Below are 13791 nucleotides of genomic sequence, written 5' to 3'. Positions count from 1 at the left end.
AAATTTCTACTAATTTATAAATTCTGGTTGTGGCCATTCCGCCCAAATTTTTCGCGCTCACGCCCAACAACGTACATAGAAAATTTTAAAGCGGGAAAAGATCAGCCAAAATCCCATCATCTCCTTGCAGTCTTTCCTGACTCGGAGAATCATAAACTACTAATAGTGACTTTTGACTGTTTTCCTTACACCAAAACGCCAAACCTTCTGCATGATCTACACCTTCACCGAATGGAATATCTAAAATAGGAGAAGGTTTTAAAAGAGACTCTTCCGGCAAATTTACCCCATTTTCGATGCGATAAAGTTTCACCGGGCCATCTAAATCCATCGTCGGACCCGCTAATACTAACAAATCTTCTCCATCAACAGCAAGTTCCCGAACTCCCAACCCAGAAAGATAAACAAAATGTTTTTTATACAGTTGATTTCCCAACTTTTTCAACTTTAAAGTATTCCGGCTACTTTCTTCTACAGAAATTTCTAAAATTATCGCCCAACCCCGTAAAACTGGCCCTCGTAAACCCAGAAAAATTTTATCTTGATAAACCGCTAAACCTTCAATATCAAATCCGTTTTCTTTAGAAGGAATTTGACTAACCAAAAAAGGCGCTAAATGCGGATCATCTAGCAAAGCATCGCTCAGCAAATTGCCATTCTTCGTATTTTCCAATTTAGCAGCTGTCAACTTAACATCTGGGGTTTCTGGATGTTCGCATAACTTACATAATTCATCACCTTTTAGAGGTATTCTTGCCAATAAATAACGATTTTCTTCTCGTTTAATCTCCTGCATTTTTTGAATGTTTTCTAGGTCCGATCGCTTTGATTTAGGCTTAGACCTTTTCAAGCTATGAGAACCCACTAACCAGATATAATTGTTAGCATAATCCATCCCCTCAATATCTATTTCTTGATCGGCATCACTGGGCAAATCGATAAAATCTGCCACATTAAAAATTTCATGACCTGCAAAAGTTTTATCGTCAGTTTTCGTCAACCGTTCAATACTTGTAGTTTCATCACATCCTAACCACAAAACTTCCCCAGGAGTCATTGTCATCGCTGATAAATCTTCCCGACATTTGGCAAATTTAGATTCAAAACGCAGTAAAATCTTTTCCATTGTCTTTTAAAAGTAGATTGGGCATTGTCTAATCACAGACTTTTACATAGTATGAATCATTAAATCAGATAATGCCCAGCCTACCAAATATTAGGCAAAAAAACTAAACATTTGCCATTTCTTTATGCTCAATTCGAGTGCCTAAAAGTTTGAGAAATTCTGCCAACCAACGGGGATGTGCGGGCCAAGCGGGTGCAGTTACTAAATTACCATCAATCATCGCCTCATCAACAGGAATATGCACATAAAATCCCCCAGCTAAGGTAACATCGGGGCCACAAGCAGGGTAAGCAGTGCAACTTTTACCTTCTAAAACTCCCGCAGCTGCCAAAAGTTGTAAACCGTGACAAATAGCAGCGATGGGTTTATTTGTTTCGGCAAAATGGCGAGTAATTTCTAACACCCTTTGATTTAAACGTATGTATTCCGGTGCTCTACCCCCAGGAACAACTAAAGCATCGTAAGTTGCGGGATCTATTTCGGCAAAATTAGCATTTAAAGTGAAATTATGACCGGGTTTTTCTGTATAAGTTTGGTCGCCTTCAAAGTCATGAACTCCAGTGCGTACCTTGTCGCCAGATGTTTTATCTGGACAAACAGCGTGTACAATATGTCCAACCATTTGTAATGCTTGGAAAGGCACCATTACTTCGTAGTCTTCCACGTAGTCACCGACGAGCATTAAAATTTTCTTGGCAGCCATATTTAAGTTCCTAATCTTTTTAGTTCTTTGCCAGATCTATTTTGTAACAAATTTGAGAAAAAATAATGCAAGTTGCTAGTTATTAATTTTCCGAAATTTTTCAGGCTGTAGGGTGCGTCAGAGACCCAAAATTAGTGATGATCTCGAAAATTTTCCTATCTGACGCACCCTACTGAATATAACTAGCAACTTGAGTTAAATAGAGAAATCCCACCGCTTGATTAAGCTGTGGGAGTAGGAATTAACTATTTACCAGTCTTGCTATTTTTAGAAAGCTGTAGTAGAGAATGGGCTGGAAGTGACAGTACCAGTACTTGCGAGAATGATAGCATTTCTGCCCGTACCGCCAACAACTGGCCCTGTAGGATCGTCCCACCAGTTGTTAGTTGCATCGAGATTTCCTGTCCCGCCGTGATACAAAGCAGCATTGGTATTGCCAATCAGGTTATTGTAATTGAGCGTAAGTGTATTGGGGACATTTGTACCGTTACGAATTGCCACACCATTGTAGGAGTTAGTAATCAGGTTGCCGCGAACATTTACTGCCCCTAGCAGAGTTGCGCCAAAGCCAGAATCCCGCAAGCGAATACCAGCCCTGTCTATACCTTGGCTAGTATTAGTATCGGCAATTTCGTTATTTTCAATTGCGGCATTACCACCCGCCAATTGAATCCCCTGTTCGCCAACGTTTGTCACCTTATTGTTAGTAATCATGCTAGCGGGGTTAGTGATCGCATCAGCAGCAACACCTGGGCCAGTTAGGTTAGCAATCACGTTATCTGTGATTCTAGCGGTATCGAATCTGAAAGCTTGCAAGCCACTAGTAACACTACCAGCAGTTGTGGATACGTCACGGATTAAGTTATCGATCGCACTGAAGCTTCCACCACCAACACCAGTATCCAAGAAAATAACACCGCCGTTGGCTGGCCCTTGACCATTGAAGACGTTTTGCCGAATCACCAAATTGTTAGCTGCACCTTGCAGTCGAATACCGTTGTCGCCACTCAATTGAATCGTCATTCCTTCAATAGTGACGTTATTGACACCTGGAAGGACTGTGAACACAGGACGATTAGGGCCTGTAAAAACCACAGATGGAGAAACTGAGGAACCACTAGCAGGACTTACACCTGCATTCGTTCCCCTGATGGTTAAAGGTTTGTCGATCGTGACAGTGTTAATTTCCGCGTAAAATCCGGCTTGCGGCACAATAATATCATTAGCAGTAGCCCCTACCACCGCATCAGTAATCGTGTTGTAGCTTTGCTGAAACACTCCCGACGAATTATACCGGAGGACACGCCCATTATTTGCAGGTGTACCCGTCAATGGGTCGTTGTTCAATATCTGGACTGTAGCGGTGTCAGCTGAACCTACTTGGTAAGGTAAGTCTTCTAATATCTTCACTGTCACCGTTTCTCCTGGTTCATTAATGCCATCAGTAAAAGGAGTAACGGTTACGGGGGCGGAAACAGACTGACCAGCAGCAATGGTGACAGTGCCAGTTAAAGCCCCATAGTCTGCGCCGGGGGTTGCTGTACCTGTGGTGGTATATTGGATGGTCAGAGGTTGGGTGATGTCGCCTCCGGTACGAACAAACTGAAATGTGCCGTTTCCTTCGGTAAGACCAGGTTCTCCAGCAGTTGGGTCAAGGGCGGCAACGAATACTAGCGGTTTCGCAGGTGTGGCAGGTGGTGGAACGTCGTTGTCTAAAATAGTTAGGACTGCGGTATTTTGTGTGCCAATGATGGCACCACCAGTGGGGCTAACTAAGCTTAAATTGACGGTTTCATCTGCTTCTACTAAGGTATCGTTAACAATGGGAATGGTAATAACCTTTGGTGTGGTGTCCCCAGCTGCAAAGTTAACTGCGATCGGGGTGTTGTTGTAGTCAGCTGGGGCAGTAGCAGTACCATTGCTGAGGTTAACGGTGGCGGAAACTGCCCCTGAACTATCACCACTCCGAACTACGGTAACAGCTAAAACAGGCGTACCATCTTCTCTGACCACATATTCAGGGTTACTAAACTGAAGAGTTGGTGGATCTACAATATTTAGGAGTGCGGTACTTTGTGTCCCAATTACTGCGCCTGGGGAAGGGTTGACTAAGGACAAATTGACGGTTTCATTTGGTTCTGCGATTCCGTCGTTAACCACAGGAACAGTTATTACTTGGGAAGTTTGCCCATCAGCAAAATTAACGGCGATCGGGGTATTATTGTAGTCGCCCGGTGCAACGGCTGTCCCATTGGTGAGGTTAATGGTAGCAGAGGCAGGGCCTTCTAAACCACCACTCCGAACTACTGTCACCGCTAAAATCGGTGTGCCATCTTCACGAACAGAGAATTGAGAGTTACTAAACTGAATGACAGGTTGATTTACTGTTGATGAATAGTCGATTTTCTGAACTAGGTAGTCGGAACTGTCGGTGATGATGCCGTTGACAACTGGTACAGTACCTGTTGGGTTATCGTAGGGTCTGGCGGTGAATCTCAGTTCGTCGAAATCAGCGTTGGAAATTTGGAATTTGAAGTCTCCATTTACACCATCATCGGCTCTAAATTTTACGCCGATTCCAGAGTTGTCGATCGAAGAAGCAAGTCCACCACCGACGCGAGTAGCTGTGATATCTACAAGTTGCCCATCTTTAAATGCTTGCAGAAAACCAACTTCATCGCCGTATTTCTCCGCAGATTTAGGAACAAATGAACTCAGGTCAATTAAGGCGCTTTGAACGCTTTGATTCGCCCCCCATTTAAAGGTTAATACCTGAGATTCGCCGTTATTTGGGTTATAATTAATTTCTGATCGGGCTTTACTCGCGATGTTCCACCAACCATCGTAAGAGTCGGCAACACCAATACCAGCAATATCACCAAAGGTATCGTTACCTGCTTGACCAGTACGAGTGAAACTTAAATTAGTCAGGTTTAGGTCGGGATTGGTTGAGTAATTTAATAATGAAAGATCGGTGGTTCCTGTACTATTAAATGTTGCGGTGCTAGTTCCGTTAATTGTAATTCCTTGGTTATCGGCAGCTGTTAACCATTCGTTTTGAAAGTTGGTTAAACCTAGTGCGTCGTTGGTATATAAAGTCGATCGCCCTAAAGAACCTGAAATAGGGGTAATAGCCATAAATTCTCCTTCGATAATAGAAATTAGGAACGAATTGAATCCAGAACAAAAGGATTTTTTCCTTTCGCCCCTGGTGGTAGTCAGCAAATTTCTGCAAAGTCAATTTTTAGTAATGAACAGGTCGATGGTAAATTAAGTTAGTTAATCAAAATGCTGGGACTTCGCAGCAAATTTTGTACTTTTTGCATTTCATCTTTTCTGTCTAAGTTTTAATTGTGAAACTAGTCCAGAATCGATAAATGTGACTAATACCTCTTTTTCTTAGCGGTAATATCTGATCCGGAAAGTTTTCGGAAAATTTTTCTATTATTTGTCTAGCTGAAAAAATCTCAGTAAATATACTTTTTATAACACCTAGTTAGTTTAAGCTTTGAGAAGTAATATGGAAAATTAGCCTTTAAATTAAGTGAGTTTTCCGGGTAATTAGCAGTATGATTAATAAAGTATTATGTAAAATTACGGTGGTGTTTTAGTTGGGCGATCGCGGATCTGTAAAAACACCTAAATAATTAATTTTCTCTAGAGACGTTGTTTCTACGTCGGAAAATGTAGAGACGTTGTATACAACGTCTCTACATTTTCTGGTGGTTTATCTAAAAATTTGTTCAACTAGTCGTTTGGTGACGTATTTGCTGAGGATAAGTGGTTGGGAAAATTCGGTGGTGTGTTTGGTGATTAGCGATCGCTCTCTCAATAATTCCAAAGCATAAGAAAATTGTTGTTCAGTTCCAAATGGTAACACGCTTTCGGTAATAGCGCAACGGAATGTGGGATCTGGTTTAACGATCAACCAATACAGGACTTTTCTTTCTAAGTTGGACATTAAATCAAACTGCTGTTTTAATAGTTCGCAGAGTTCCGGGAAAAGTCCTGATTCTTGATTTAAAAAGTCGGCTATTTTATGATGATATTTATGCTGGATTTTGCTGGCGGCTAATTTTAAGGCGAAGGGGTGTCCTGAGTAGCGATCGATCAACTCTGTCCATTCATTTTCTGTACCGATAAAATCACCACTTGCGGCTAACATTTCCCTAGCTTCAGTTTGGTTTAACCCAGATAATTGTAATGTTTGCACTGGGCGTTTTTTCCCAGTTAATGAGATGACTTCCTTGGGGTTTTCCCGACTTGTGAGAAGTAAGCAACTGTGGTGACGTTCTTCGCCAATGCGTCGGAGTAACTCATGAAAATCATCGTAATTGATGCGAATCGATTCTGCTTTATCGAAAATGATTAAACATTTATTTTGGCGCAAACATTCTAAGAGTTGAGAGATTAAAGTTTCTAAGTTTAAAGATGATAATTCTTCGGAATTTAAAGGTTGCTGAGAGAGGAATTGAATTAAGTTAATTACTAATTCGGAGATGGAAGGATCGGAACGCAAACTGCGCCAAATTAGATAATCAAATTCTCCTTGAATTTCTTGGGCTAATTTGGTAGCTAATACAGTTTTACCTAATCCACCGATTCCCAAAATTGCTACAATCCGAAGTTTATCGGTTAATATCCATTGTTGTAATTGTTGGATTTCTTGTGTTCTGCCGGAAAAGCGATCGGTATCAATCATTTCTCCCCAATCTTGGCGTTTCTTGGCAGGTGGAATAAAAGCAATTTTTTGGGGAATTGATGTTATTGGCACAGAAGATTGTAACTTATATCCGGCTTCTGCAAGTAAGTGAGGAATGCGAGTAGCGTTAACTTTGACAAATTTTTCGCAGTTTCCCGAAAGTAACTTTTCAATATATCTGTACAAACCTCTGGAGAGGGAAACGCGCAGAGAATTAGCATTAGCATTAGCATAGACTTTCGCGCAGATTTCCGCAGGCGTGTAACCACAGAGTAAACCCCTGAGAAATTGCTTTTCGCGGGGTGTGAGGCTGTTTCCTTTGGCGCAAGCTAAGTCACTGTACAGTTTATTTAGGTTCCAGAAGTTCTCAGCTTCGGAGAAGAAGTTATCAGGATTGTTATTGGTAGGTAGCACCCTAGTCATAAAATTTACGTTTTGTATTTAAGGATATTTTAATCTATTTGCTAATGATTTAGCTAATGAAATTAGGTGACTAAAAATTTTAGTTTTGCTATGTTGAATTACGTAGGGTTTATGAATTTTTCATCAAGTTTCTCTAAAGAGATTGTGAAATTACTGGGATTAGTAAAGAGGAGATCCCCCTAAATCCCCCTTAAAAAGGGGGACTTAAAATTCAGTTTTGTTCCCCCCTTCGTAAGGGGCTGAAAACCAAGTCTTGTTCCCCCCTTGGTAAGGGGGGTTAGGGGGGATCTGCTTCGATTTGGAGATCCCCCTAAATCCCCCTTACTAAGGGGGACTTAAAATTCAGTCTTGTTCCCCCCTTGGTAAGGGACTTAAAACTGAGTCTTGTTCCCCCCTTGATAAGGGGCTGAAAACCAAGTCTTGTTCCCCCCTTGGTAAGGGGGGTTAGGGGGGATCTGCTTCAGTGTTTGTGCGGTTTCTTCGCTGGTTTTTTATGAAGTTCTGTTACAAATTCCGGGGTTTTGCATAAAAATGGCAAGTCAATTTCGATAAGCATTTAGAGGTTTTTACTGAGGGTGAAAAGGTGGTGGTGAGGATGATGAGGGATTGGGTTTAACTGAGATCTTGCACCTGTGTTTTTGGGGGAAATCGTAGGGACACGGCATTTCTGATAACGGTTTGGATTGCAAATATTAATGATGCCGTGTCCCTACCCTCACCAACTACTCGCGGTGCGAATTGATTCGCAGGCGGATGTTGGGGCTGGTGCAAGATTTTGATTTAACAGGCGAGATTTTTTGAGAATAGTGGGCTGAAATTTTGGCAGCTTGAGACTTTGGCAATGTGTTTGTCAGGGGATTTTGCGTGCTGAAAATTTGACGAAAAGACAAACTAGTTAATTTTGTTAATTGCAATATCAACGGATTGAAGGAGAAAGCCATGTTTACTACTAATTCTGCTAATCAAGTAACCAATTATTTAGTTGAAGATGCACTTCAAAATGCTTACAACACTTTAAATAGTTTTGCTGGTAGTGAAGATTTTTTGAGCAAGATTAAAACTGCTTTTGGTGAAAGTTTTGATGCTACTAAGTTGGAAGATTTACGTCAGCAGTGGATTAGTAGCAATTTTGCATCGCTTCCAGCTATTGAAATTCGCACAGGTGCAGAGTTACAAGGGGCAAATGCTGCTTATGCGGGGTCAACTAATACAATTTATTTTTCTCAAGATTTCTTGAATAAGTATGCGAGTAATGGTGAAGCGATTCGTGCGGTTTTATTAGAAGAAATTGGGCATTATATTGATTGGCAGATTAATAGTGTTGATACTCCGGGGGATGAAGGGGAGTTGTTTTCTGCGATCGTGCGTGGGGTGAATTTGAGTGAAAATCAGATTCAGCAGATGAAGCAGGAAAATGATTCTGTTATTTTGAACTTCGGTTATGCTACTAATTTGAATAATATTCAAATGTTCCAATCGGGACAATCTCCTATACTTGTAGAAAACTCTGATGATACTTTTTACTCTGTTTTTCAAGAATTACTGAGTAATCGCCCGAAAACCAGATTTGTAGTAATGAATGGCATCTTAACTCCCAAAGATTACTTTAGTAACGGAGATCAGTTTGCTGAAGTACTAGGGTTAACTAACTTACCTAATTCAATTGATTTTAAACCTCAATATAATCCCACTTCAGAACCAAATGGAGCAGGCACGATCAGATGGCTACCATTTGATATTGCACCAGGACTTGAAGATGCTTTTGATGGGGTAGCTGACTTTATTGCAGATAATTTTTTAATTCCAGCCGTTAATTATTGGAATGAAAATGTTCCTTTTTTAAGTGATGAATGGATTCTAAATATAGGTAATAAAAATAATGCACAAGCAATCATAGATAACCCTAATTCTCTGCGGGATGCTAGCGATTCAAAGATTAACTCAGTAATTGATTTTGTAGATAGATATCAAGGTTTTAAAGATATCACTCAGAGATTAAACAATGACTTTTCCCCTAACTACGATGAAAGCAATCCGCCAAACGATTTAGTAGAGGCATTAACCCAATTTTGGACAGAAGGAACTTCAAAGGCAAGCGAAAGTGTTAATAGTCAATGGGTTACGGAAGATTTATCTAATTTTTTATCAAATGATGCAAACTCATTAATTGTAATTCCTCACTCTCAAGCTAATTTCTTTGTTGAAGACGCACTAAGAATGGCTCCATTATTTAACGCAGGGTTAAATCGTCTTAAAGTATTTCCTTTAGGTTCTCCTACTAACTATACATCTCAAGGTGTTATTACTGACTATGTTGCTCAACCTTATAACAATCCTGGAGACCTAATTCCTGGACTTCAGTTTGAAGGAGGAGCATCTAATCAAGAAAAAATGAGAACATTTTGGCAAACTCTACGAGAGGTGATGAAGATTTCAGGGAAGTTGGCTCTTAAGGATAATCACGATCTAGGCAAATATTTAAACCGAGATGATTTCAAAAGTGATTTGATAAACACTTTTGAAAAAATGAATCCTACTGGATATTATTTTCAAAGCGGAAAATTATCTCCTCCGTTCATGTATCATGTTTGGACTGGAACATTTCATGGTGATTGGATGGAAGGCGGCGAAAACGGTGATCCAATCGCTGGTGGGTATGGTAATGATGTTCTTCGTGGAGGTGAAGGAAAAGATACTCTCTTTGGTGATTCTGGTTGGGATGTTTTAGATGGAGGTTTTGGAGAACAAGACATAGCAGATTATTCTAATAGCGGATCTGGAATTACTCTTTATGCAGAAACAATGGCTGGTTCAGACATTTACAGGGTAATTGATAGTTATACAGTACATGATCTCTCAACAGAAGATATCCTGATTAGCTTAGAAAGGATTAAAGGCTCTAATACTGGAAATGATGTAATGAATGGGAGTGATAATCAAGACTTTTTTCTTGGTCAAGGCGGTAAAGATACATTATTTGGTAATAAAGGCAGTGATTACTTAGATGGTGGAGAAGATTCTGATATCTTATATGGAGGTTGGCATGACGATATTATATATGGAGGTATTGGGGATTATGCTGACACCATTTATGGAGATGATCTTGATGGTTTTCAAGGAAGAGATGTATTATCCGGTGGTGCAGGAAAAGACCTGATTTATGGAGGAGGAGATCGGGATATTATCTATGGCGATGAACAAGAATTAAAAGATTATGATGGGGATGAATTCAGAGATGAAACATCTATTGAAAATGGAGATATCATAAACAATCCTGTTGCAATTCCCATTGAAGCAAGTTTTACTGATTTTAATTCATTAATCGAGGCAGAAGCTTCTAGCACTGATTTCTCGCTCACCAATGATTCTGGCGATTCATATAGTGATTGGATTTATGGTGGAGATGGTGCTGATAATATCTATGCTGGTTTAGGCAATGATATTGTTTATGGAGACAATGATAACGATCTAATTTTTGGTGAAGAGGGTAACGATCATTTATTAGGTGGTTTTGGTGATGACAAAATAAGTGGTGCTTCTGGCGAGGATAATATTGAAGGTAATGGCGGTAACGATATTCTCAGTGGTGGTAATGGTAATGACAATATAAGTGGTGGTGATGATAGCGATCGTATTTATGGCGATGATGGTGGCGATAATATCACTGGTGATAATGGTGCTGACAACATTCAAGGCAATACAGGGGATGACACTATCTCAGGTGGTAACGATAGTGACACCATAAGCGGCGGGGAAAATAACGATCGCATTTCTGGCGATGATGGCACTGATATTCTCTACGGTGACAATGGCAACGACATTCTTTCAGGTAACACCGGAAACGACACCCTCTACGGTGGTGAAGGAAACGACAACCTTTACGGCAACGAAGGAGACGACAACCTTTACGGTGAAGCAGGTGATGACTCACTCGAAGGCAACCTTGGCAATGACATTCTCTACGGCGGCGATGGAACAGACACCCTGTTAGGCAATGAAGGTGATGACAAACTTTACGGCAACCAAGGACAAGATATTCTCAAAGGTGGGGAAGGTGCTGATGAAATTTATGGCGGAAAAGGTGATGATTCGATTTGGGGAGAAATAGGTTTTGATACGATCGATGGTGGTGCAGGTTCAGATACGATCGATTACAGCACATCTCCCAGCGGCGTTGTTGTTAACATTAACGAAAACCGGGACTATAACAACGAACAAAACCCTGGAATATTTGATTTAGAACCTAATTTTGAAATCGACGCTGGCACAGGTTTAGATGGATACGGTACTGTAGACAAACTCCGCAACCTGGAAAATATCATCGGTACTGCCTTTAACGATATCCTCATCGGTAACAATGCTGATAACCACATCCAAGCTGGTGCAGGAAATGACTTAATAATTAGTAGCAAAGGCAATGATATTTACGAGGGACAAGATGGCATTGATGTGATCAGTTTCCGCCGTGACATTGATGGCGTTTATGTGGAACTAAAAGAAGGTTACGCCAAAGACGGTTTTGATGGTTTAGATACTATTTCACAAATCGAAAATGTAGTTGGTTCGGAAAATGACGACGAAATCTATGCTGATGATAATGCTAATACCATCACTGGTGGTAGAGGAGATGACATCATTAATGGACGGGGTAATAATGACCTGATTTTTGGGGAAGGAGATCAAGATTTAATTTATGGCGAAGCAGGGGAAGATACCCTTTTCGGCAATGATGGCAATGATATCCTCGATGGTGGTTTAGGAAATGATACCCTTTCCGGTGGTGAAGGCAACGACCAACTTCTCGGACAAGCGGGTAACGACACTCTCGACGGCGGCGAAGATAACGACACTCTTTCTGGCGGCGATAACGAGGATATCCTGTTCGGACAAACTGGCGCTGACTCCCTCGTTGGCGGAACGGGTAACGACTCCCTCAATGGTGGCGAAGATAATGACCGCCTTTACGGTGAAGCTGGCAATGATACCCTGGATGCAGGTTTAGGCGATGACGTGCTTTCCGGTGGCGATGATGATGATACGCTGTTGGGACAAGCTGGCGACGATAAGCTGGATGGGGGAAATGGCAATGATTTTCTCGATGCTGGCGAAGGCAATGATACTCTCAGAGGCGGTAACAATAACGATACTTTGATCGGTGGCTCTGGGGAAGATCTTTTAACAGGTGGAGATGGAAACGATCGCCTTTTCGGTAATGAAGATCGAGATATCCTTTCTGGTGGTAATGGTGATGATTATTTAGATGGGGGAACGGAAAGCGATCGCATTTTCGGTGATGATGGCAATGATACTTTATTCGGACAAAGTGGAGAAAACACCCTCAATGGTGGCGCAGGAAATGACTACATCAATGGCAGTTTAAACCAAGATACTTTAATCGGACAAACCGGAGATGATACCTTTACTGGTGGTGGCGATCGAGATTTGATTGTCGTTAAACTTGCCGAGGGTAGCGATGTTATTACTGATTTTGGCGGGGTCGGTAGAGGCATTTCTCCTACAGCAGAAATCATTGCCGAAGTTGATACAATTCAATTCATTGGTAGCGGTTTCAATGCGACAAATTTACTGCTAACTCAAGTAGGTCAAAATTTAGCGATTACTTTCGAGGGAATCGACAATACCAAAGTCATCTTACAAAACTTTGCCTTAGAAAATATCGATAATCTGGACACTGGCGAAGATGACGCGATCGATATCAACAATATCATTTTCGATCGTAGCGATCGGTTTGATGACGATCAAATTCTTGATGATGATGATGACGATCGCATTTTCAATGATGATGATGATGATATCGCTAACTTTGATGATGACGATCGCATTTTCTGGGAACACGATAGTTTTGATGTCATCAACGCCGATTCACAAATCACCAGAGTTTATCACGAAAACCATGTTACTTTCCTCAACGATTTAGATAACAACACCAAAGGTTACAAGGATTCTAAAGATGTAATCAATGGTCAAGGTGGAAATGACACTTTAAGTGGTTTAAGTGGTAATGACACCCTGCGCGGTGGTGAAGGTAACGACTCAATTTTGGGTGGATTTGGTAACGATTATCTCAGAGGAGATGCAGGTAATGATTCCTTATTTGGTGACGTTGCCAAGAACTTATTCAAATTTAAAAATGGGGAAGATATTTTCGTTAGCGACGAAGAAGATGATAGCTTTAATGAGGATGACGACGAAGATTTAATTCCCATTAAATCAGGCTACGATCGAGAAAATGACGACTCAGATGAAGAAGATATTTCCGAAGACGAAGATATTTTTGAAGACGATCATTTCACTTATTTAGAATCTGATGATATTCTCCAAGGTGGTGAAGGTGATGATTTGTTGAATGGTGGATATGGACAAAATACATTGACTGGTGGTGTTGGTAAAGATATTTTTGTGTTAGGCGATCGCACTGATTTCGACGTAATTACTGACTTCACTATTGGTCAAGATTTGATTGGTTTAACGGGAGGTTTGAGTTTCAATAAATTAACAATTGCTTCAGGAGATTCTGGCATAGAAATTAGTTTCCAAGATGAAGTAATTGCTACTTTAAATGGATTACAATCTCCTCTCACAAGCACTGATTTTACGATGATTTAATCCGTGATAATAGTTATCTTTGGATGGGGCGGGGAGGATGGCCACCCCACAACAGTTTCAACTTTATTTTGGGGGGGGGGGGGGGGGCCCCCCCCCCCGCCCCACAAAACTGTTGTAACTCTGGTGGGGGGGGCACCCGGCCCGCCCCATCCAAAGATAACTATTATCACGGATTAAATCATCGTAAAATCAGTGCTTGTGAGAGGAGAT

5 protein-coding genes are annotated in these 13791 nt (G+C 41.0%); 1 reads left to right on the top strand and 4 read right to left on the bottom strand.

Annotated elements, in window-relative coordinates; genetic code table 11:
* Positions 1 to 85 precede the first annotated feature (85 nt).
* The 4 genes from ACE1CC_RS20310 to ACE1CC_RS20295 form a co-directional block, all read right to left on the bottom strand.
* A complete protein-coding gene (locus ACE1CC_RS20310; RefSeq protein WP_413272255.1) occupies positions 86 to 1126 on the bottom strand; it encodes a DUF3616 domain-containing protein in 1041 nt (346 codons plus the stop codon).
* Between the two features lie 103 nt (positions 1127 to 1229).
* Positions 1230 to 1829 carry a DJ-1/PfpI family protein gene (locus ACE1CC_RS20305; protein ID WP_413272254.1) on the bottom strand — a complete coding sequence of 200 codons (600 nt, stop codon included), beginning with the start codon at positions 1827 to 1829 and terminating at the stop codon, positions 1230 to 1232.
* 267 nt (positions 1830 to 2096) lie between these two features.
* Positions 2097 to 4967 (bottom strand): Calx-beta domain-containing protein, encoded by a 2871-nt coding sequence (locus ACE1CC_RS20300; RefSeq protein ID WP_413272253.1) that lies wholly within the window; start codon positions 4965 to 4967, stop codon positions 2097 to 2099.
* A gap of 589 nt (positions 4968 to 5556) precedes the next feature.
* Complete coding sequence (locus ACE1CC_RS20295; protein ID WP_413272252.1) at positions 5557 to 6954, bottom strand: NB-ARC domain-containing protein; 1398 nt, start codon at positions 6952 to 6954, stop codon at positions 5557 to 5559.
* A 939-nt stretch (positions 6955 to 7893) separates the two neighbouring features.
* Between ACE1CC_RS20295 and ACE1CC_RS20290 the strand changes: the two genes are divergently transcribed.
* On the top strand, positions 7894 to 13581 hold the full coding sequence (locus ACE1CC_RS20290; protein WP_413272251.1) for a calcium-binding protein: 5688 nt from the start codon (positions 7894 to 7896) through the stop codon (positions 13579 to 13581).
* Positions 13582 to 13791: the final 210 nt, after the last annotated feature.

The sequence above is a fragment of the Floridaenema aerugineum BLCC-F46 genome (assembly GCF_041929345.1).
Taxonomy (GTDB): Bacteria; Cyanobacteriota; Cyanobacteriia; order Cyanobacteriales; family Aerosakkonemataceae; genus Floridanema; species Floridanema aerugineum.
Note: the sequence above shows the minus strand (reverse complement) of the source record. Positions and strands in the feature narration are given on the sequence as shown.

What these genes read in the sequence shown, in the direction of transcription:
- ACE1CC_RS20310 (WP_413272255.1), bottom strand. Translation starts at nt 1,126, where the DNA reads ATGGAAAAGATTTTACTGCGTTTTGAATCTAAATTTGCCAAATGTCGG.
- ACE1CC_RS20305 (WP_413272254.1), bottom strand. Translation starts at nt 1,829, where the DNA reads ATGGCTGCCAAGAAAATTTTAATGCTCGTCGGTGACTACGTGGAAGAC.
- ACE1CC_RS20300 (WP_413272253.1), bottom strand. Translation starts at nt 4,967, where the DNA reads ATGGCTATTACCCCTATTTCAGGTTCTTTAGGGCGATCGACTTTATAT.
- ACE1CC_RS20295 (WP_413272252.1), bottom strand. Translation starts at nt 6,954, where the DNA reads ATGACTAGGGTGCTACCTACCAATAACAATCCTGATAACTTCTTCTCC.
- ACE1CC_RS20290 (WP_413272251.1), top strand. Translation starts at nt 7,894, where the DNA reads ATGTTTACTACTAATTCTGCTAATCAAGTAACCAATTATTTAGTTGAA.